The organism is Bradyrhizobium sp. UFLA03-84 (genome assembly GCF_002289535.1).
In the GTDB taxonomy this organism is placed as follows: Bacteria; Pseudomonadota; Alphaproteobacteria; order Rhizobiales; family Xanthobacteraceae; genus Bradyrhizobium; species Bradyrhizobium viridifuturi.
Genome location: NZ_NSJY01000005.1, coordinates 659,272 through 678,772, shown reverse-complemented (window position 1 = coordinate 678,772; position 19,501 = coordinate 659,272). Strand labels below are relative to the sequence as shown.

19 protein-coding genes and 1 tRNA gene are annotated in these 19,501 nt (G+C 65.1%); 12 read left to right on the top strand and 8 right to left on the bottom strand.

Annotated elements, in window-relative coordinates:
• Positions 1–14: 14 nt before the first annotated feature.
• Positions 15–1,082 carry an acyl-CoA dehydrogenase family protein gene (locus CK489_RS05995; protein WP_095731616.1) on the bottom strand — a complete coding sequence of 356 codons (1,068 nt, stop codon included), beginning with the start codon at positions 1,080–1,082 and terminating at the stop codon, positions 15–17.
• A gap of 388 nt (positions 1,083–1,470) precedes the next feature.
• On the opposite strand from CK489_RS05995, the gene CK489_RS05990 reads away from it, so the two are divergent.
• Positions 1,471–2,232, top strand: coding sequence for an N-acyl homoserine lactonase family protein (locus CK489_RS05990; protein ID WP_095731615.1), 762 nt, complete (start codon positions 1,471–1,473; stop codon positions 2,230–2,232).
• A 90-nt stretch (positions 2,233–2,322) separates the two neighbouring features.
• Entirely contained in the window at positions 2,323–3,105 is a 783-nt protein-coding gene (locus tag CK489_RS05985; RefSeq protein ID WP_095731932.1) for an SDR family NAD(P)-dependent oxidoreductase, read from the top strand.
• A gap of 85 nt (positions 3,106–3,190) precedes the next feature.
• Here the strand turns inward: CK489_RS05985 and CK489_RS05980 are convergent, their stop codons facing one another.
• Positions 3,191–3,469 (bottom strand): GlsB/YeaQ/YmgE family stress response membrane protein, encoded by a 279-nt coding sequence (locus tag CK489_RS05980; RefSeq protein WP_021080200.1) that lies wholly within the window; start codon positions 3,467–3,469, stop codon positions 3,191–3,193.
• Positions 3,470–3,505: 36 nt separating this feature from the next.
• On the bottom strand, positions 3,506–4,108 hold the full coding sequence (locus tag CK489_RS05975) for a YidB family protein (protein ID WP_095731931.1): 603 nt from the start codon (positions 4,106–4,108) through the stop codon (positions 3,506–3,508).
• A 151-nt stretch (positions 4,109–4,259) separates the two neighbouring features.
• Here CK489_RS05975 and CK489_RS05970 point away from each other — a divergent pair, with 151 nt between their 5' ends.
• The 3 genes from CK489_RS05970 to CK489_RS05960 are packed head-to-tail and all read left to right on the top strand — an operon-like array spanning position 4,260 to position 5,963.
• A complete protein-coding gene (locus CK489_RS05970) occupies positions 4,260–5,267 on the top strand; it encodes a 2-dehydropantoate 2-reductase (protein ID WP_095731614.1) in 1,008 nt (335 codons plus the stop codon).
• Between the two features lie 53 nt (positions 5,268–5,320).
• The gene (locus CK489_RS05965; RefSeq protein WP_095731613.1) at positions 5,321–5,518 is read left to right on the top strand and encodes a hypothetical protein; all 198 of its coding nucleotides are present in this window, start codon (positions 5,321–5,323) and stop codon (positions 5,516–5,518) included.
• 22 nt (positions 5,519–5,540) lie between these two features.
• Positions 5,541–5,963 carry a CAP domain-containing protein gene (locus tag CK489_RS05960; protein WP_050631555.1) on the top strand — a complete coding sequence of 141 codons (423 nt, stop codon included), beginning with the start codon at positions 5,541–5,543 and terminating at the stop codon, positions 5,961–5,963.
• On the opposite strand, the gene CK489_RS05955 is transcribed toward CK489_RS05960, so the two are convergent.
• The 3 genes from CK489_RS05955 to CK489_RS05945 all read right to left on the bottom strand — a co-directional run bounded on the left by CK489_RS05955 (position 5,960) and on the right by CK489_RS05945 (position 8,760).
• The gene (locus CK489_RS05955; RefSeq protein ID WP_430649223.1) at positions 5,960–6,601 is read right to left on the bottom strand and encodes a hypothetical protein; all 642 of its coding nucleotides are present in this window, start codon (positions 6,599–6,601) and stop codon (positions 5,960–5,962) included. The genes CK489_RS05960 and CK489_RS05955 overlap by 4 nt on opposite strands.
• 214 nt (positions 6,602–6,815) lie before the next feature.
• Positions 6,816–7,886 carry a helix-turn-helix transcriptional regulator gene (locus CK489_RS05950; protein WP_143278102.1) on the bottom strand — a complete coding sequence of 357 codons (1,071 nt, stop codon included), beginning with the start codon at positions 7,884–7,886 and terminating at the stop codon, positions 6,816–6,818.
• 223 nt (positions 7,887–8,109) lie between these two features.
• Positions 8,110–8,760: a TetR/AcrR family transcriptional regulator gene (locus CK489_RS05945; protein WP_063781921.1), complete on the bottom strand. Its 651-nt coding sequence runs from the start codon at positions 8,758–8,760 to the stop codon at positions 8,110–8,112.
• 84 nt (positions 8,761–8,844) lie between these two features.
• On the opposite strand from CK489_RS05945, the gene CK489_RS05940 reads away from it, so the two are divergent.
• The 5 genes from CK489_RS05940 (at position 8,845) to CK489_RS05920 (ending at position 14,276) form a co-directional block, all read left to right on the top strand.
• Complete coding sequence (locus CK489_RS05940; RefSeq protein ID WP_095731612.1) at positions 8,845–10,350, top strand: flavin-containing monooxygenase; 1,506 nt, start codon at positions 8,845–8,847, stop codon at positions 10,348–10,350.
• Positions 10,351–10,469: 119 nt separating this feature from the next.
• A tRNA-Arg gene (locus CK489_RS05935) sits at positions 10,470–10,546 on the top strand.
• Between the two features lie 180 nt (positions 10,547–10,726).
• Complete coding sequence (locus CK489_RS05930; protein ID WP_095731611.1) at positions 10,727–12,145, top strand: UbiA family prenyltransferase; 1,419 nt, start codon at positions 10,727–10,729, stop codon at positions 12,143–12,145.
• 2 nt (positions 12,146–12,147) lie between these two features.
• Positions 12,148–13,530, top strand: a complete 1,383-nt coding sequence (locus tag CK489_RS05925; RefSeq protein WP_095731610.1) for an FAD-binding oxidoreductase — start codon at positions 12,148–12,150, stop codon at positions 13,528–13,530.
• Positions 13,530–14,276 carry an SDR family oxidoreductase gene (locus tag CK489_RS05920; RefSeq protein ID WP_050631561.1) on the top strand — a complete coding sequence of 249 codons (747 nt, stop codon included), beginning with the start codon at positions 13,530–13,532 and terminating at the stop codon, positions 14,274–14,276. The genes CK489_RS05925 and CK489_RS05920 overlap by 1 nt, the downstream gene beginning before the upstream one ends.
• Here the strand turns inward: CK489_RS05920 and CK489_RS05915 are convergent.
• The gene (locus CK489_RS05915; RefSeq protein ID WP_245350266.1) at positions 14,257–15,390 is read right to left on the bottom strand and encodes a glycosyltransferase family 87 protein; all 1,134 of its coding nucleotides are present in this window, start codon (positions 15,388–15,390) and stop codon (positions 14,257–14,259) included. The genes CK489_RS05920 and CK489_RS05915 overlap by 20 nt on opposite strands.
• A gap of 331 nt (positions 15,391–15,721) precedes the next feature.
• Between CK489_RS05915 and CK489_RS05910 the strand changes: the two genes are divergently transcribed.
• The gene (locus CK489_RS05910; RefSeq protein ID WP_245350265.1) at positions 15,722–16,561 is read left to right on the top strand and encodes a tetratricopeptide repeat protein; all 840 of its coding nucleotides are present in this window, start codon (positions 15,722–15,724) and stop codon (positions 16,559–16,561) included.
• Positions 16,562–16,897: 336 nt separating this feature from the next.
• Here CK489_RS05910 and CK489_RS05905 read toward each other — a convergent pair whose 3' ends face one another.
• On the bottom strand, positions 16,898–17,611 hold the full coding sequence (locus tag CK489_RS05905; protein WP_094194361.1) for a hypothetical protein: 714 nt from the start codon (positions 17,609–17,611) through the stop codon (positions 16,898–16,900).
• A 321-nt stretch (positions 17,612–17,932) separates the two neighbouring features.
• Here CK489_RS05905 and CK489_RS05900 point away from each other — a divergent pair, with 321 nt between their 5' ends.
• Positions 17,933–19,477, top strand: a complete 1,545-nt coding sequence (locus tag CK489_RS05900; protein WP_095731607.1) for an aspartate ammonia-lyase — start codon at positions 17,933–17,935, stop codon at positions 19,475–19,477.
• Positions 19,478–19,501 lie beyond the last annotated feature (24 nt).

Here is a 19,501-nt window from a genome sequence, read left to right as displayed (position 1 = left end):
TGTTCTGCCTGATCTCAGCGCGAAGCCACCAGCGGCCACAATTCATCGGCGCCACGGTCGGCGACGAGCTTGCCGAGCTCGACCGCCCAGTGGCTCTCCGAGCCGAAATCGTCGCGCCATGCCAGCGCGCGCAGCGAATAGCGATGCAGGATGTGCTCGATGGTGAAGCCGATCGCGCCGTGCACCTGGTGGGCGATGCCGCTGCCCTTCTCGGCCGCTTCCGAACAGCGGATTTTTGCTGCCGCGGCCTCGAGGAATACCGCGTCATTGTCCAGCGACTTGGCGTTGACGATGGTGTCGGCCGCGGAGGTCGCGGCAGCCAGCGCCGCGGCGTTCTCGCCGGCGAGGCGGGCGAGGTTGTGCTGCACGGCCTGGAACTTGGAGATCTTCTTCTCGAAGGCGACGCGCTCATTGGAATAGCGCACGGAGATGTCGAGCATCGCTTCCAGCGCGCCCGCGATCTGCAGGCTGCGCACCACGCCGCCCATCAGCATCAGCGTGGTCTGGTCAAAGCCCTTCGGCGCCGGCTTGGTGGTGACGGGCTGCACCTTGTCGAGCGTGACGGTGTCGTTGTGATCGCCGCCAAGCCCGATGCCGGATTCGATCCGACACTTCGCGGCATCGACCAGCGCGATCGAGATGCCGTCCTTGCCGCTTGCAAGCACTGCAAAATGCTTCGCATCCTTTGCGAACGGCACGCCGCGGGCGCGGCCGGTGAGCGAGCCGTCGGCGTTGAGCGTGACGCGGTCCTTCGGGCTCGCAGGGACAATCGTCATCTCGCCCTCCGGCGAGGCGATCTTGCCCTGCGTCAGCAGCCAGCCGGCCAGCATTGTTTCGGCCAGCGGAACAGCGATCGCATGCCGACCGGCAACGTTGAGGACGCTGAATCCTTCGGCGAGGCTGGCGCCGGAACCGCCGAGATCGTCGGGCACCCAGGACAGCGGAAGGCCGGCTTCGGTCAACGCCTGCCACAGCGGCGCCTTCCATGCGCCCTTCTTGTCGTGATTGATGGTCTGGGCATCCGCGAGATCGGCGAAAATCTTTTCCGCGGTCTCGGCGACGATGTTTTCACTCTCCGCCACAGCGTTCCTCGTGTTGATTGGCTTGGGTCCCGCTGTCAGGCAGGCCCTGCTTGCGGTGTTGTCTTGCGCTCAATGATGCGGAAAAGCCATAGCCGTGACAAGCGTTGCCCGCAGGGCCACTTGCGCAGATGGCATGAAGCCGGACCGACCGCATGAATTCCGCAGAGTGAACTTTCGGGCGCTTCGGTTTGTATGCCAAGCGGTTTGCCAAGTGCGGCAGCAGACTGGCTGGCGGCACCGGTTCAGTCCGTCAGATGAAACCGGGCCGCCGTCCGCATGAGGCGGCAGGTTCATGGCTCGGCAACCCGGCGAGACCAGTCGGCGCGAGGGGCATTATGAGTTTCCGTCAACCCATGTTTAGCTTGAGGCTGAAATCAGAGGTGACGTGATGAAGATGCATATGCTGTCGGGTGGACGGCTGCGGATGTCGAAGCGGACCTATCTGCCTGATGCGCCGCGCGGCGAGACGATCGAGCTACCGGTGTCCTGCATGCTGCTGCGGCACACGCAAGGCAATGTGCTGTTCGACACCGGATGCCATCCCGATGTCGCGACCGATCCGGAAGGCCGGCTTGGCCCGCTCGCCAAATACATGCAGCCGATCATGCCGGCGGACGACCATGTGCTGACCAGCCTGAAGGCCGTAGGCCTCGGTCCCGACGATATCGACGTGGTGATCTGTTCTCACCTGCATACCGATCATTGCGGCTGCAACGCCTTCTTCAAGAAGGCGACGGTCTTCATCCACGCGCTCGAGCTCGAGGCGGCGAAGGCCGATAACGCGTCCGATCGTGGATACATCAAGGCGGATTGGGATCATCCGCTAAAGACGGAAATCTTCGACAAGCAGATGGATGTGTTCGGCGACGGCAAACTGACGCTGATCCCGCTGCCGGGACACTCGAAGGGGACGACCGGTGCGCTGGTCAAGCTGGATCAGAGCGGCGAATACCTGCTCGCGTCAGATTCGCTCAGCGTACGCGCCAATCTCGATCAGCGGGTCTCGCCGCGAAACAGCCTCGATGTCGAGCAGTTCATGAATTCGCTCGACGAGATCGCCAGGCTCGAGGCGGCAGGCGTCAAGATCATCTGCGGCCATGACGAGGCGCAGTGGGCCAGCCTGCAGAAGGGCTCACACGCCTATTTGTAATGGACCGGCGCGGTTTGCAGGTGTATTTCCGCGCGGTATGGTATGCCACCGCCGGAGATCATCTGGCTCACAACAACAAGGAAAATGCAGATGTCCAAGGATGGCTTGTGCGCGATCGTGACCGGGTCGGCATCGGGGCTCGGCGCCGCCACCGCGCAAATCCTCGCCACGCAGGGCGCGCGCCTCATCGTCAACTATTCTAACAGCAAGGCGGAGGCCGAGGCGACGGCCGAACTCTGCCGCAAGCAGGGCGCCGAGGTGCTGGTGGTTCAGGGCGACGTCTCGCGCGATGAGGACTGCAAGAAGATTGCGGCCGCGGCGCAGGGCTGGGGCCGCGTCGACGTGCTCGTCAACAATGCCGGCACCACCAAGCATGTGCCGCATCACGATCTCGACGGCCTGACCGCGGAAGACTTCCAACGCATCTATGCGGTCAACACCATCGGCCCGTTCCAGATGGTCCGTGCCGCGCGTGCGCTGCTCGAGGCCGGGGCGAAGGCCTCGGGCCGTCCCTCGGCCGTGGTCAACGTCTCCTCGGTCGCAGGCATTTCCGGTGGCGGATCGTCGGTGGCCTATGCCGCGAGCAAGGGCGCGCTCAACACCATGACGCAGTCGCTGGCGCGCGCGCTGGCGCCGCTCATCCGCGTCAACACCGTGTGTCCGGGTTATATCGATACGCCGTGGTTCACCAAGGGACGCGGCGAGGCGGGCGCGAAGCAGGTGCGTGATGCGGTGGTCGCGCGGGTGCCGCTGAAGGTCGCGTCAACCGCCGAAGATATCGCCAATCTCGTCTGCTTCCTGGCGAGCCCGGCGTCCAGCAACATGACCGGCGAATTCGTCCGAATGGACGCCGGCATGCATCTCATTCAGTGACGTGGCTTCCAAGCTGCCGCCGAAACGAAAAAATGCCCGGGCCAGGCCCGGGCATTTTGATTTTTGAACCAGTGCCGCGGCGACTTTATTTGTTGCCGATATCCGGGATCACGCGGGCCGCGACCAGCCGGTTCCAGATGAACAGCACCACCAGCGCGCCGATCGTGGCGGTGATGAAGCCGGCACCCTGTTCGGGACCGTAATGGCCGATGGCCTGGCCGATGAAGGTCGCGAGGAAGGCACCGGCGATGCCAAGTACGGTGGTGAGAATGAAGCCGCTCGGATTGTTCGGTCCCGGAGACAGGAACCGCGCGATGATCCCCGCGACAAAGCCGACGATGATGACCCAGATGATGCCGCCCATGACTGTCGTCCTCCTCAGATGGAATCAACGCTGCCGCTAAAGCCTGCCGCGCAGCTCGTCGCCGCTCGGCAGCCGCCCGTCCGGCGTCAGATGATTGATCGCGTCGGGCAGGTATTGGCTCAAGCCCTGCAGCAATTGGTCGCGCGACATGCCGCTCTGCGACGCCAGGGAGTCGATCTGATCGGCGCCGAGCGCGTTGGCGAGGTCGCCGGGCGAGATCTGCTTGTTGGGGCCATTGCTGACCCAGGAATTCGCCGCGTCGCCATGGCCCTTCTGCTGCAACTGGTTGAGCAGATCGCCGAGGCCGCCGCTGAGCACGGTGCCGGCCGCGCCGCCGGCGAGAAGGCCGCCAAGCCCGCCCCTGAGCAGATCACCGAGTCCGCCACCACCGGCGCCGCCGGGCAGACCAGCGGTGACATTGCCGGGGAGCTGCGGCGCCTGCGCCGGGGTCGACTGGGGAGCGGTTGCGCCCGGCTGGCCGCCGGTGAAATGCTTGACCGCCTTCCAGGCGAGCAGTGCCAGGATGGCCATCGTCATCGGCGACATTCCGCCGCCGCTCGAACTGTCGGATGATGTGCTTGGCGCGCTCGGACCGCGGGGGCCGTTTTGCATGCCGTTGAGTACGTCGAGTAAACCCATGATCGTCTCCTGCCGCAACCGTGCCCCGTGCGCGAAACATAGCTTCGGCCCATGACGGTTACAAGGCGGGCCACCCGGGCGGCGGCGCATCGAAATAGGCAGGCAACCAAAGGTCTGCTATCGAGCCCTTGATGAATGGATGTTTAGCCAGATGAATGACGACCGGCCGATCGGGATTGCGGGCGCCGGAAGCATCGGCTGCTTCGTCGGCGGCATGCTGGCTGCGTCAGGCCGCCACGTCGCGCTGCTGGCGCGGCCGCGGCTGATCCAGGAGATCGCGGGCCACGGTTTGCGGGTCAGCAGTTTCGACGGCTCGGAGCGAATGATACCGGCCGACCGGCTCGTTCTATCCGACGATCCGTCGATCCTGCGCGATGCCCGGGCGGTGCTGGTGACGGTGAAGAGCGCGGATACCGGCGAGATCGCCGAATTGATCGCGCGCCATGCACCCGCCGATGCCGTAGTGGTCAGCCTGCAAAATGGTGTCGGCAACGTGCCGCTGCTGCGCGACCGCTTGCCGGACCGCAAGGTGCTCGGCGGCATGGTGCCGTTCAACGTGGTCGCGCTCGGCGATGGCCGCTTCCATCGCTCGACCTCGGGCGACATCCTAATCGCAGAGGATGATGCCGGCACCGCGGCGCGGCTTTCGGTGCCGGGTCTTGCGATCAAGGCCACCGCCAATATCGATGGCGTGCAGTGGGGTAAGCTGATCGTCAATCTCAATAACGCGCTCAATGCGCTGTCCAACATTCCGCTGCGGCAGCAGCTCGCGCAGCGCGGCTGGCGGCAACTGTTCGCGGACCAGATGGCGGAGGGCCTTGCCGCGGTGCGCGCGGAGGGCATCGCGCCGGTGTCGCCGACGCCGCTGCCGTCGGGCTGGATGCCGCATCTGCTGCGGCTGCCTGATGCGCTGTTCGGCATGCTGCTCGGCCGCACCATGAAGATCGCCCCCGAAGCGCGCTCCTCGATGTGGGAAGATCTGCAGCGCGGCCGCCGTACCGAGATCGACTATCTGCAAGGTGTGATCACAGCGATCGCGGATCGCCGCGGGCTTAAGGCTCCGCTGTCGCGCCGCATCATCGCGTTGATCCGGAAGGCCGAGGCAGACGGCAAGGGTTCGCCGGGGCTGACGCCGGAACAGATCCGCGCGGCAGTGTGATGAGCGCAGACGAACATCTGCGATATCGTTCGCACAACCGAGGAGGTGACATCATGAGACGATCCTGCGTCATGCTGCTCGCGCTTGTTGCGCTCGCCGCCAGCCCGCTGCGCGCTGCGCCGCCGACCGTGGTGCCCTCGCCAGGCTATGATGCGCGTCTGCAGGAGCAGCGCGCGGCAGCGAGCCAATCGGCCGCAGCAGCGCACAAACCGGTCACGCACCGACGCTACAAGCGCGCTCGCGCGCATTGACCCATTGCAGGGAAGGCCTCGGATGAAGCTGCTGTTGCTCGCACTCACCCTCGTACTCGGCATCGCCACGGCCGCTGATGCCGCCGACTATGCCGGCTCGATCAGTGCCTACCGGCGCGCCAACCGCATGCCCGCGGTCAAGCTCGACGCGAAGCTGAATGCGATGGCGCTGAAGCAGGCGCAGGCGATGTCGGCGACCGGATCGGTCAGCCATTCCGCCGGCGGCAGCTTCTTCACGCGCATCGCACCGCTCAAGAAGCAGCGCGCCGCGGAAAATATCGGAGCCGGCTTCATCGCCTTCGCCGAGATGCTGAAGCAGTGGGAGGATTCGCCCGGCCATCGCGAGAACCTGCTGATGCCGGGCGCCAAGCGCGTCGGCGTCGCCTACGTCGACAATCCGAAGTCGCCGTACCGCAGGTTCTGGGCGATGGTGATTACCGACTAGTTGCGCTTCGCGAGCTTGGTCGGCTGTGGCGTTGCCGGCGTGAACAGCTTCTTCAGGTCGTTCAGTCCGTCGGACAGCCGCGGCCAGTCACAGGAGAACGTACCCTTTACGCAGCTGCGCACCCGCGGTCGCGGCTCGGGAATCGGGACGGCTGCGACCCGCGGCTTGACTGGCTTTGCGGCAGGGACGGGGACTTTCGCGGGCTCGCTATGCAGCGAGGCCTGCTGGAGCTCCGGCGGCCGCTCCTGCGGCTTTTCCTGCCGCTCGAGCTGCTTGGCATTGAACGCCGCGGCGATGCTGGAGCGGCGCTCCTTCTCGAGATAGCCGGTATATTCCTGGTCGATCTTTTTCTGCTCGTCCGGCGTCGGATTGGGACCGGCGATGTCGAAGCTGCGATCCTGCATGAAGTCGTAATAGGTGTAGCCGCCGCCGGGCTTGCGGCGTCCGGCAAACTTGGCGTTGCAGTCGGCGAGTTGCGCGGTCTTGTCCTGCTTGGTCTTCGCCTTCTCGGCGAGGTCGGCGCAATCTTCAAAATCCTTCGGAGCGCTGCGCCACCATTGCGCATACGCGCTGATCGGCACCAGCGCGAACGCGGCGGCGAAAATGGCGACAGCCAACGTCGATGATCGTGACGGCATCACGGACATTGCAAGCAAACCCGAACGACACAGAGTGAGCAGATTGTCGCCATTTTAGTGACCCTTGTCACCCGGGAACCCGAAGTTTTTCCCGATCTGTGGAATGACGCTCAAGCCGCTGTGTCTGATGGAACACAGCCGTGCGGTATTGGAATATCTAAAGAATTCTCATCTGAAGCCAACCGGAACATCGGAACAATTCGCCTCGAATTGCTCACTTCACCCTGTGCAGCAACGCGACCAGTTCCGCCTGCCGATGCGTGCCGGTCTTCTGGAAGATCGTCTTGAGCTGGTTGCGCGCGGTGGCAAGGGCAATGCCGGCCTCCTGCGCCGCCGCTTCGACTGAATCACCGCGCGCAAGCCGCGTGGCGAGGCGCGCCTGCGCCGGCGTCAACTCGAAGGTCGTCGCCAGCAGCGCAGAATCGAATGCGGCGCTGCCCTCGAGATCGCGGATCAACAGGATCGCGCGCGCGCCCAGGAACGGCGAGCGCGCGGCGGGCGGCACCGGCTGCATCTGGATCACGATCGGCCGCTTGTCGATCCTGCGCACCACGATCGGCGCTGTCGGCAGCGGTTGCAGGTCCGAACTGTGGGCCAGCAGATCGATCAGCCTGGTCAGATCGGCATTGGCCTGCCGGTCGAGCAGAGTGAGGCGGTTGTTGCGGATCGCGAGGTCGTGGCCGAGGCAACTCTCAGCATGGCCGTTCATGCCGATGACGGCGCCGAAGCGGCCGACGGCAATCGCTGCGACCTGGATCAGGTCGAGCGCGCTGGTGATGCCCGAGATCGCGGAGCGGCCGACGACGGTAGACAGTGTCGCGGCTTCGGTGAGCCGCGCCGACACCCGCGAGAGCGCCTTGACCTCGTCGGCGTCGAACATGCCTTCCTTCGGCGAACGCTGGATGCTCAGTGCCCACAATGCCGGGCCGGCGCGAAAGCCGATCCCCGCGAACCATTTCAGCCCGAACTCGCCGAGCGTCGCATAAAGCGGGTCGCGCAACATCTCCGCCTCGCTTCCGAACAGGTCGGCATCGGTGATGACGTTGGTGCCAGCCAGCATCAGCGGTACGCCGCGTGCCGCGCGGATGTCGGTGAGATGCAGATTGTGCGGGAAATAGGTCTTGGTGAAATAGTCGCTGATCGATTCCGAGCGCGGAATGTCTTCGGTGCGGATGTCGCTCTGAAGCATCGCAGCTCCGGTCGCGCCGACGGCCGCGCAGACCTCGTCCATGAAGGACGGCCAGGTCGCGGGATCGAGAACCACGTCGCCTAGGCGCGCGGTCACGTCGTCCAGCCTGTGCACGTCGACCAAAGGCTTAAGCTCCGCCTGATGCAGTTTTTTCGTTGTTTCGCAAGGTGAAACAGGAAAAGCCTGGTTGCACCCGGTACCGTGCATAAGACAACCCGCGCCGCCTGTCGTGCAAGTTAAATCGGCGGTGCGGCTTCGGGGCAGGCCGGAAACCTCGGCGAAACATGATCGAAAATCGGCGAGCGGTGCGGGTCCACCGCTACCGCAGGTGCAGGTTCCGGCGGCGATCAGCCTCGGTCAATGCGACGCGGCAGAAGCTGGCGGCAATCGCGACCACGTCCGCGACGGTTTGCGGATATTGCTTGGAAACCCAGCGCAGCGCGATCGAGATCACCGCGCCGACCATGCCGGTCGAGAGCAGCGTCGCAGCCGCCCCCCTGTCGCCGTGCTTCGCATCGCGCGTCGGCGGCACCAGGATGTCGCTGAACACGCGCCCGGCGTCGAGCTTGACGGCATCGACCGCCGGGCTGATGCCGGAGATTTCCAGCAGGAAGACCCGCGCGGGCTTCGGATGCTCCTTCAGCCGGGTAAAATACAGCGTCAGCGCGGCGTGCAGCCGTGCTTCGGCATCGTCGCCGGCGGCCGCGGCGGCAGCCGTCATTTCCTCGTGCAGACGGCCGACGACATGGTTGTAGGCGGCGATCAACAGGGCTTCGCTGTTGGCGAAGGACTCGTAGAAATAGCGCTCGGTGAGCTCGGCGGCCTCGCAGATCGCCTTCACCGTCGCGCTGCGATAGCCGACCTCGCCATAGACCTCGATCGCCGCGTCGATCAGCTTCAGCCGCCGCTCGGTGCGGCGCTCGTCGGCGTCCATACCGCCGTAGAGGCGGGCTTTTCGGCTGCTTGCCATGAAAGGCTATTGACATGAGCCATTGTCAGATGTCAAGTTATCTGACAACATATATTGTCAGTTATGACGCGGGAGGGTCAGTGCATGTCTGCTCATTTCGACGTGTTGATCGTGGGTGCCGGGTTGTCAGGCATCGGCGCCGGCTATCATTTGCAGACCAATTGTCCGGACCGCAGCTACGCCATTCTCGAAGGCCGCGATTGCATCGGCGGGACCTGGGACCTGTTCCGCTATCCCGGCATCCGCTCCGACTCCGATATGTACACGCTCGGCTATTCGTTCCGGCCGTGGACCGAGCCGAAGGCGATCGCCGACGGGCCGTCGATCCTGAACTATGTGCGCGAGACTGCGCGCGTCTACGGCATCGACAAGAATATCCGCTTCAACCACCGCGTCGTGCGCGCCGACTGGTCGTCGGCCGATTCGCAATGGACGGTCGAAGTCGAGCGCGGACCGGAGCAGACGATCGAGCGCCTCACCTGCAACTTCCTGTTCATGTGCAGCGGCTACTACAAATATGAGCACGGCTACACGCCTGATTTCCCCGGCATCGCCGATTTCGCCGGCCGCGTCGTCCATCCGCAGAAATGGACCGACGACATCGACTATGCCGGCAAGAAGGTGGTGGTGATCGGCAGCGGCGCGACCGCGGTGACGCTGGTGCCGGAAATGGCCAAGACCGCCGCCCATGTCACGATGCTGCAGCGTTCGCCGACCTACGTCGTGGCGCGGCCGGACGAGGACAAGGTCGCCAACTGGCTGCGGGCGCGGCTGCCGGCGAAGCTCGCCTACGGCCTCACGCGCTGGAAGAACGTGCTGTTCGGGATGTACTTCTACCGGCTCTGCAAGCGCGATCCGGAGCGGGTGAAGAAGCTGATCCTCGGCGGCGTGCGCCACGCGCTCGGCCCCGACTACGACGTCGCGACGCATTTTACCCCGAGCTACAATCCGTGGGACCAAAGGCTTTGCCTGGTGCCGAACGGCGATCTCTTTCAATCCTTGCGCGACGGCGGATCGTCCGTCGTCACCGACCAGATCGAGACCTTCACGCCCGGCGGCATCAAGCTCAAGAGCGGCAAAGTGCTCGACGCCGATGTCGTGGTGACCGCGACCGGCCTCGATCTGCAGGTGCTCGGCGGGCTCGAGATCAAGGTCGACGGCGCGCCGGTCGATCTGTCGAAGACCATGAACTACAAGGGGCTGATGTATTCGGGGGTGCCGAACCTTGCCGCCGCCTTCGGCTACACCAACGCATCCTGGACGCTGAAATGCGACCTGACCTGCGAATATGTCTGCCGCATGCTCAACCACATGAAGGCGAACGGCTATGCGCAGGTGACCCCGCGGCGGAACGATCCGACCGTGACCGAACTGCCCTGGGTGGATTTCTCCTCGGGCTATATCCAGCGCGCTGCCGCCAGGTTCCCAAAGCAGGGCTCGCGCCGGCCGTGGCGGCTCTACCAGAACTATGCGCTCGATATCATGACGCTGCGCTTCGGCTCGCTGCAGGATGAGGCGATCGAGTTTCTGCCGGCGCGCCGGGCTGGCGCGGCGGATGCTGCCGCGAATCCGGCGCGGCAGGTCGCATAACGCGCGACGCGGCGAACCAGGCACAACTTCGCGCGCACCCGTTGGGGCGCGGGCTGGCGATCATTCGGCACCTCTGCTATGGGAGGGCTGCGCCCGCATGCTTGAGCCGCGGGCCGTGCGGTCCCGTAGCTCAGCCGGATAGAGCGACGGTTTCCTAAACCGTAGGTCGGAAGTTCGAGTCTTCCCGGGATCGCCATTTTCCGCCTGGTTGCGCGCAGCGCACGCTCGTCGGCGACCGCTTCCATCCCCCATCGAAGCCGCAACGGCCTTCGCGCGCTGCCCCCCGGCGCGGTGCGGCGGGCGTTTGCCCCCAAATTCACCCCAAATTAGGGAACGCTGCGGACAATGGGGAGGGGGCCACCGGAAGTCCGCGCGCATGCGATCGAGCGTTCCAGAACGGGTTGAGCAGGGCGGCAGCGACGCCCTTCGTGATCCGTTGCGCTCAAGCGGCCGGCCGCTCGTTGTCGATGTCGACGAGGTGATGGTGCCGGGAAGCGCCTTCCCGGCGGGGATCGCTTCCGAATTGAGCCGTCGCGTTCTCGCGGTCGCCGCCGCGATTGCCACAGCGTTCGGACCGGATGCGCGATCGACGCACGTTGCCGTTTCGTCGGGTTTCGATTCATCCCGCGCGCAGTTCGACCGCGATACCGTGACCTTCTTGTTGCAGGTGCTGGGCGAAGGCCGCCCGGTCTATCTCTGTTCGGAAATCCATCCCGAGCCGTTCGTCAGCGCTGTTGCCCAGCATCTCGGTGTCTTCACGGCCTGGGCCGCCGCACCGGCTGGCCGGTCGCCGGCGGTGCGGAGCGAAGACCTGCCGCCCGTGCTGCGCCAGGGCTTTGACTATATCGGCAGCGCAACGGTCGCATTGCCGGACTTCGCGTCGCGCGTCGGGCGTCCCGGTCGATCCGAACCGGCGGCGCCTGTGCGGGCCGGTGTGCAGAGCTGGTTGAAGCTGCTCCGGGTGCATCAATACGCCAAGAACGCCCTCGTGCTGGTGCCGCTGCTGACCGCGCATAAATTTGCGCCGGGATCGGCGGCGACGTCGCTGTTCGCGGTGATCGCATTCTCGCTCTGCGCGTCGGCCGCCTACATCCTGAACGACATTCTCGACATCAGGGCCGACCGCGCGCATCCGGCCAAGCGCAGCCGTCCGATCGCAAGCGGAGTCATCGCGGCGCCGCGAGCCGCCGGCGCAATGGCTCTGGCGCTAACGGCCGCATTCGCGATCGCACTGTCCATATCGGCCGCGTTCGCCGGTGTCCTGCTGGGCTATTTCGCGCTGACCACGTCCTATTCGCTGTGGCTCAAGCGCATCGCGATCGTCGATGTCGTCGTGCTGGCGACGCTGTACACCGTCCGTGTGATCGGCGGCGCGGTCGCGATCAGCGTGCCGATGTCGGAATGGCTGCTTGCGTTCTCGCTGTTCATCTTCATGTCGCTGGCGCTGGTGAAGCGCCACGTCGAACTCGCCGGCCAGCCCGATGGCGCGGTGCTGGCGGCGCGCGGCTACCGGGTCGAAGACAAGTCGATGATCGCGATCCTCGCCGCGGCATCGGGCTTCAACGCCGTCGTGATCTTCACGCTCTACATCTCGTCCGATACGGTTCGCGCGCTCTACAGTCATCCGCAGCTGCTATGGGCCTGCTGCCCGATCCTGATGTACTGGATTGGTCGCGTGATGCTGTTTGCACAGCGCGGATTGATCGACGACGATCCGGTGATGTTCGCGCTCCGCGATCGCGCCAGCTGGATCGCGCTTGGCGCGATCGGCGTCATCATGCTCGCCGCCATCTAGCGATGCCGGCGGCTGCATTGCCAGGACGCGCGACGGCGACCTTCAATCCGGACGAGAGCCTGTCCGGCTGGGGCAACTATCCGAAGGTGTCGACTGAACTGCTGGCGCCACGGACGCCCGTGGGCGCACGGGATGCTCTGCTCGGGCGGTCCGGCGTCGTCGCGCGCGGGGCGGGCCGCGCCTATGGCGACGCGGCGATCGGCACCCACACCACGATTTCAACGCGCGGCCTGAACCGGATGCGGAGCTTCGATGCGGCAATTGCCGAATTGACGGTCGAAGCCGGCGTGACCATCGCCGACATCCTTGCCGCGTTCGAGCCGCGCGGCTTCTTCCTGAAAGTCGTGCCCGGCACCAAATTCGTGACCGTCGGCGGCGCGATCGCGGCCGACGTGCACGGCAAGAACCACCATCGCGACGGCGGCTTCGGCAATATCGTCGAGTCATTCCGCCTCGCGCTGCCGGGCGGCGAGATCGTGTCGTGCTCGCGCTCGGAGAACGCTGCACTGTTCATGGCGACCCTCGGAGGCATGGGCCTGACCGGCATGATCCTCGAGGCGACGTTGCGGCTGCTCCCGATCGAGACGGCCTGGTTGCGGCAGGATACCCGCGTCGCCGGCAATCTTGAGGCGGCGATCGATCTGCTCGAACGCAGCGCATCGGCCACCTATTCGGTCGCCTGGATCGACTGCCTTGCGCGCGGCGCGGCGCTCGGGCGGTCGCTGGTCTATCTGGCCGAGCACGCGACGCGCCGCGACAAGGAGCTGCTGGCGCCCGAGCTCGCGCCGTTCCCCAGCCCTCGCATGCCGCGATTGTCGGTGCCGAAGCTGTTTCCCGGGTGGCTGCTCAACCGCACATCGATGCGAGCGTTCAACGAGCTGTACTTCCGTCGCTGTGCTGCGCAGCAGGGCGAACAACGGCTCGTCCATTGGGATCCCTACTTCTTCCCGCTCGATGCGATCGCCGACTGGAACAGGATCTACGGCCGGCGCGGCTTCGTGCAGTATCAATGCGTGATTCCGCAGGCGCACGCGCGCCGCGTGCTTGCCGACATCCTGGATCGGGTCTCCCGGCGCGGCGATGCGTCGTTTCTTGCCGTGCTCAAGCAGCTCGGCGATGGCGGCGGGCCGATGTCGTTTCCGCTGCGCGGCTATACGTTGACGATGGACTTTCCGGTCACCGAGACGCTGTTCGCCTTTCTCGACCAGCTCGACGCATTGGTGGTCGATGCCGGCGGCCGGCTCTACCTCGCCAAGGATGCGCGGCAGTCCCGCGCGACATTCGAATCCGGATATCCCGGCCTTGCGGCCTTGCGGGACATCCGCCAGCAGACCGGCGCGAATGCGCGCCTCATCTCCCATCTTTCAGCTCGGCTTGGAATTTGATGATCGGCACAAAATCAATTCTGGTGATCGGCGGCAGCTCGGATATCGGGCACGCAACCGCGCTGCGCTACGCAAAAGAGGGCTGGCGCGTGACGCTCGCCGCCCGCGACATCGAGGCCGCGCAGCGTAACGCGGACGACATCAGGACGCGAAGCGGCGTCGAAACGACGGTTCAAGCGCTTGACGTGTTGCAGACCGCGCAGCTGGCCGGCTTCGTCGCCGGCCTGTCCGTGCTCCCCGACACCGTGGTGTGCGTCGTCGGAGAACTCGGCGACCAGCTGCGTGCGCAGACCGATCCCGAGCTTGCGACGTCGATCATGCGCACCAACTTCGAGGCGCCGAGCTTGCTGCTCGAACTGTTCGCGCAGGCCTTCGAGGCGCGCGGTTCGGGAACCATCGTCGGGGTCAGCTCGGTCGCCGGCGATCGCGGGCGGGCGTCGAACTACTACTATGGCGCGGCCAAGGCCGGTTTCTCGCAATTCCTGTCCGGGCTGCGCAACCGCCTGGCGCTCGCGGGCAAGGTCCGCGTCGTCACCGTCAAGCCCGGCTTCGTGCGCACCAGGATGACCGCGCATATGAAGTTGCCGGCGCCGTTGACGGTCGATCCGGATCGGGTTGCCGAGGATATCTACCTCGCCGATGTGACGAGGCCGCGCGACGTGATCTATGTGGCTAGGCGGTTCCGGCTGGTGATGGCGATCATCTGCGCGCTGCCGGAGACGATCTTCAAGCGGATGCGCATCTGACGGTCGGTCCTCCGACTGCTTCCGTCCCTGAGCTGCGCAACAGCACGATACCGACGATGAGTGCGATCAGCGGAATGATCGCGAAGCCGCCGATCGAGAACGTGCTGAGCGCCTGTTCGCCATTGTGGGAAGATGCCATCTGCGTTGCTTGCAGGTAGCCGAACGCGCCGATCGGGATCGGCAGGGCGTAGATGATCCCTCGTTCCCACTCGCGTGCGCTCGCCAGCAGCGCCGGCAACAGCAGCGCCAGGCCGACGCTGAAGATCAGGAAGTCGTAGTCGTACGCGTAAGGGCTGATGCAGACCGATACGATCGCGACGAGGCCGAGGCGCTCGCGTGCCGGCATCGGCCGGTAGGTTGCAATGAGGACCACGGCAAGCGCCAGCACCGCGACGACGCCCTGGGCGACAAACGCTGTCGACGCGGACAAGCCTGCCGTCCGCAGCGCCGCATAGATTGAGATCATGCGATGCATCGGGTAATTGCCGTGCTCCAGGAACACCGACGAATCGCGCACGCTTTGCAGGAAGGCGCTCCAGATCTCGACGCCAAAGACCGCCGTGCAGGCCGCCGAGCTGATCAGCACGACGGCGGCGGCCGTCATCACCACGATCCCGGACCGCCGCAGCACGGCATAGACCGCGAACGCGATCGCGAGATGCGGCTTGATGATCATCAGCCCGAGCGCGGCCCCGGCCAGCGCTGGCCGTTCCTCGAAGAACAGGCAGACCATTCCGATCAGCGCGGCCGTCAGCAGGCCGTTCTGCCCGCAGGCCAGCGTGATCCCGATTGTCGGAAAGAAGATCATGAGCACGAGGACGAAGTTGTCGCCTGCGAGACGGCGTAGCACGGCGAGGTAAAGCGTCAGCGTCGAGGCCGCGAACAGCAGATAGGCAATCCCGACCGGGATCAGCGCGAACGGCGCCAGCAGCAGGCTGAACTGCGGCGGATAGGTCCACGACATGAAACCGTCGTGCCCGCCCGACGCCTCCTTCTGGATGACGATGAGCTTCGCGAACTGATAGGCCTGATCCACCGTGCCGAGCCACACCAGCTTCGCGGTGATGTAGAAGGCGGCAAAATCGACGAGTTCGCGGCCATGCCCGAGTCCCACTTGAGCAAGCCACACGGCCTTGAAGACGATTGCGATGGCCAGAAGCGCGAGGATGCCCCTGACGTAAGCGGTTCGCTTCGAGGAGGTCGACCGAATTGCTTCAAGAGTAGTCGCGAACATCAAGCTGGGCCCTGTTTTCGGCAATTCAGGCTAGGTCGAATAGGTTAAGCAGTCGAAAAATCGGGCCGGAGAGGGTGGTTCGATGTCTGTCGCGTGACAGCCGCGGGCTGCGCCGGAACCGGCGGTATCTCAGTGTCCGGATGCGACTTTCGCTGGACGCTCCGTCGGCGGCAGTGATAACGGCTGGGAAGAACCATCTCCGACGGACCGCATGCCGAAACCTCCGCCCCCTTCCGCCAATCGCGGGCCCGGCCCATCCCCGCTCCTGCAACGCGCCGTGGTCGCCTTGCAGACGGGGCAGGTCGTCGAAGCCGAACGGTTGGCGGCGGAGGTCTTGAAGGCGAACCGGACCGATGTCGGCGCCGCCTCGATCCTGGCGCGGGCGCTGATGATCCAGAACCGCAACGAGGAGGCGATCGCGCCGCTCGAGCGAGCCACCCGCCGTGTCGAGGATCCCGGCCTCGAGACCCTGCTCGGCGCGGCGCTCGGCGGCGCCGGTCGCCGCAGCGAGGCGATCGATGTGTTGCGGCGAACCAGCGCGCGGCGGCCGCCATACCTCCCCGCGTTTCAGGCGCTGGCAGGGCAATTGCACGCGGACGGCCGCATCGACGAGGCGGTAGCCGTGCTTGAGAGCGCGCTTGTTCTCGCGCCCGGCAGCCTCGAATTTCAGCTGCTGCTCGCGCAGTTGCTGCCCCAGCGCAATGAGCGTGGCCGCGCGCGAGAGATTCTGGAGAAGCTGCGCAGTGCGGCGCCGGGACATCCGGATGTTCTGGCCGCGCTCGCGCGTGTGCTGCTGCTCGACGGCGAATACGCGGCCGCGGCGGATCTCTACCGTCAGGTGCTGGCGCAGCGCCCCGACGATCCCCTGACGCGCACCAGCTTCTCCGCCTGTCTTCTGGAAATGGGCGACCGCGCTGCCGGCGAAGCCAATCTGCGCCTGGCGTTGCGCGGCCGGCCGCAAATGATCGGCCGCACCACGGCCGCGCTTGCGATGGCATCGCATGGCCGCTTCTTCTTGCGTCCCAGCGGGTTCAAGAAATTTCTGAGCTAGGCGACTTAGCCGCGGCCTCACGCTCGTCATCGCCCGGCTTGACCGGGCGATCCGGTACGCCGCGGCTTCTCGGTCAAACTCCTCCGTCTCTGGAATGCTGGATCACTCGCCTTCGCGGGTTATGACACCGAACCTGTTCTAGATCGCCCCACAAACTCGATGTCGTCCCTGCGAAAGCAGGGACCCATAACCACCAGTGCGAATAGTTGCATGATGCCGGAACGACGAGTCGCTTTCGCAACACGGCCGCGGCGTATGGGTCCCTGCTTTCGCAGGGACGACAAGAGGAAAGGGTCTTGTCCCACTTACACCCGTCGTCGCCCTCGCGCGCTCGATCTACGACCGGAACTGGCGGCGATAGAGCCCGGGCTCGCGGGCCATCCTGTTGGACAGCTCCTGTGCGCGCGCTGTTTCATCCGGCGTCATCGCCGCGGTCTGCGCGACCCAATTTTCGCGCTTCACAGGGAAGCATTGCGCAACTGGCGTGCCCTTGGGCAACACGCCGCTGAAATTGGTGTCGTGCCAGCGTGCCGGGAAATGAACCCAGCCGTCGCGAAACAGATCGCAATCGACGAGGCCGGTCAGCGTGGTGAACGGCAGATCGAACCGGTTGACCGGATGCGTGAAGAACAGCGAGTAGCCCGCCGGCGCCTCGATGGTCCACAGATTGACGAACTTGATCAGGAAACGGTCGGGCTCGAACAGCGGCGAGCCGGCCACCTGGCTTTCGTCGTGGAATCCGACCGGCGAGCGCGGGAATTCGAGCGCGCCCCCGGCAGGAAGGTCATTGTCCCACGTCATCTCGCCATTCTCGACCTTGAGATCGCAGACCAGCGGAAGCAGGAAGCCTGACGTCATTGCATCGACGAATGGCGGGCAGCGCTTGACGGTATCCTCTTCGCGATTGCTCATCGCATTGAAGGCCTGCGTCGGCATCGCCCTGAGCCATCCGGGAAGACCCAATGACGCAGGCACCGGCTCTGGAATCTTGCCCTCGAGCTCCGCCGGGCAGCGGAATCTGATGGTTATCGCTTCGTTGTTGTCGGACACGGTTCTGGTCCTTGGTTCGTTCAAAATCGGCAGCGCCATTGCGCCAGTCGATGCTGATCTAGCACGCGATCACGGGGCGGAGAAAGCAACCGCATCTGTCGCGAAACGAACCGCGGCATCGAGCTATAAGTTGTTGTTATCATGACAGATAAGGTAAGCCCTCGATTCCCGCTGCGACGCGCATTCCGATCCGGCTTTTCCGCGGTTTTCGGTTAGCCGGTGTGCAAGACTTTGCCGATAGGCATTGGCTTTCGATGTCCGTCGGGCGCATCATGGTGCGGTCGCCGACGACGCGATGTTCAGCAGGTAACGGAGGGACCAATGGCCGAATCGAAGGTTGAGACCGCCACCACTGCAGGCGCTGCGCCGCCCTCCGGCGACGGCGGCGGTGTGAGCGAGCTCGCGATCGCAACCGTCCGCACCGTGCCGATCGAGCAGGCGCAGTCCCGCACCGAGCACGATCTGCTCGGCGAGGACGATGTGCCGGCCAATGCACTGTGGGGTATCCACACCAAGCGCGCGGTGATGAACTTTCCGATCACCGGCGTGCCGGTCGGCCATTTTCCGGAATTCGTCCGCGCGCTGGCGCTGGTGAAGCAAGCTGCTGCCCGCGCCAACAAGCGCCTGGGCTATCTCTCGCCTGAAAAGGCCGATGCGATCGACCGGGCCTGCACCCAGGTCGCGACCGACAAGGTCTATGCCGAGTCCTTTGTCGTCGACGCGATCCAGGGCGGCGCCGGCACCTCGACCAACATGAACGCCAACGAGGTGATCGCCAACGTCGCGCTCAAGCTGATGGGCAAGAAGCCCGGCGATTATCACACGCTGCATCCGAACGACGACGTCAACATGGCGCAATCGACCAACGATGCCTATCCGACCGCGCTGCGCCTCGCGGTGATCTTCGCCACCCAGCCGCTGGTGCGCGCACTGGACGATCTCGCCTATGCCTTCAAAGGCAAGGCGGTGGAATTCGCCGACGTTCTCAAGATGGGCCGCACCCAATTGCAGGACGCGGTGCCGATGACGCTGGGCCAGGAATTCGACGCCTTCCACGCCACCGTGAAGGAGGACGTCGCGCGGCTGAACGAGATTTCGAGCCTGTTCCGCGAGGTCAATCTCGGCGCCACCGCGATCGGCACCGGCATCAATGCCGATCCGCGCTATGCCGCGCTGGCGGTCGAGGAACTGTCGCGACTCTCAGGCCAGCCGATGGTGCTGGCCTCGAACCTGATCGAGGCGACCTCGGACCTCGGTGCCTTCGTGCTGTTCTCCGGCGTGCTGAAGCGCGTCGCGGTTAAGGTATCGAAGATCTGCAACGACCTTCGCCTGCTGTCGTCGGGGCCGCGTACCGGCATCGGCGAGATCCGGCTGCCTGCGGTGCAGGCCGGCTCGTCGATCATGCCCGGCAAGGTCAACCCGGTGATTCCGGAAGTGGTCAACCAGGTCGCGTTCCTCGTCATCGGGCACGATCTCACGGTGACGATGTGCGCCGAAGGCGGCCAGCTCCAGCTCAATGCATTCGAGCCGACCATCGGCTACTGCGTGCTGAGCTCGCTGCGCATGCTGACGGCGGCGATCGATACGCTGACCAAGCGTTGCGTCGACGGCATCGAGGCCGATCGCGAGCGCTGCCGCAGCCTGGTGCAGGGCTCGATCGGCCTGATCACGGCGCTGGCGCCGGCGCTCGGCTACGAGGCCTCGTCGCGCGTGGCACGCCGCGCGCTGAAGGAGAACCGCTCCGTCGCCGACATCGTGCTTGAGGAGAGGCTGCTGACGGAGGAGCAGCTCAACCAGCTGCTCGAGCTCGAGGCCATGACTCGCCCGGCGCGCCGGCAACCCGTGCCCAAGTTGAAGGAGAGTTGAGAGCAGGCGTTACAGAGCGCGGGG

Bases quoted from the DNA above. Each gene is read 5' to 3' on its own strand.
- CK489_RS05990 (WP_095731615.1), top strand. From the start codon at position 1,471: ATGAAGATGCATATGCTGTCGGGTGGACGGCTGCGGATGTCGAAGCGG.
- CK489_RS05985 (WP_095731932.1), top strand. From the start codon at position 2,323: ATGTCCAAGGATGGCTTGTGCGCGATCGTGACCGGGTCGGCATCGGGG.
- CK489_RS05980 (WP_021080200.1), bottom strand. From the start codon at position 3,469: ATGGGCGGCATCATCTGGGTCATCATCGTCGGCTTTGTCGCGGGGATC.
- CK489_RS05975 (WP_095731931.1), bottom strand. From the start codon at position 4,108: ATGGGTTTACTCGACGTACTCAACGGCATGCAAAACGGCCCCCGCGGT.
- CK489_RS05970 (WP_095731614.1), top strand. From the start codon at position 4,260: ATGAATGACGACCGGCCGATCGGGATTGCGGGCGCCGGAAGCATCGGC.
- CK489_RS05965 (WP_095731613.1), top strand. From the start codon at position 5,321: ATGAGACGATCCTGCGTCATGCTGCTCGCGCTTGTTGCGCTCGCCGCC.
- CK489_RS05960 (WP_050631555.1), top strand. From the start codon at position 5,541: ATGAAGCTGCTGTTGCTCGCACTCACCCTCGTACTCGGCATCGCCACG.
- CK489_RS05955 (WP_430649223.1), bottom strand. From the start codon at position 6,601: ATGCCGTCACGATCATCGACGTTGGCTGTCGCCATTTTCGCCGCCGCG.
- CK489_RS05945 (WP_063781921.1), bottom strand. From the start codon at position 8,760: ATGGCAAGCAGCCGAAAAGCCCGCCTCTACGGCGGTATGGACGCCGAC.
- CK489_RS05940 (WP_095731612.1), top strand. From the start codon at position 8,845: ATGTCTGCTCATTTCGACGTGTTGATCGTGGGTGCCGGGTTGTCAGGC.
- CK489_RS05930 (WP_095731611.1), top strand. From the start codon at position 10,727: ATGCGATCGAGCGTTCCAGAACGGGTTGAGCAGGGCGGCAGCGACGCC.
- CK489_RS05925 (WP_095731610.1), top strand. From the start codon at position 12,148: ATGCCGGCGGCTGCATTGCCAGGACGCGCGACGGCGACCTTCAATCCG.
- CK489_RS05920 (WP_050631561.1), top strand. From the start codon at position 13,530: ATGATCGGCACAAAATCAATTCTGGTGATCGGCGGCAGCTCGGATATC.
- CK489_RS05910 (WP_245350265.1), top strand. From the start codon at position 15,722: ATGCCGAAACCTCCGCCCCCTTCCGCCAATCGCGGGCCCGGCCCATCC.
- CK489_RS05900 (WP_095731607.1), top strand. From the start codon at position 17,933: ATGGCCGAATCGAAGGTTGAGACCGCCACCACTGCAGGCGCTGCGCCG.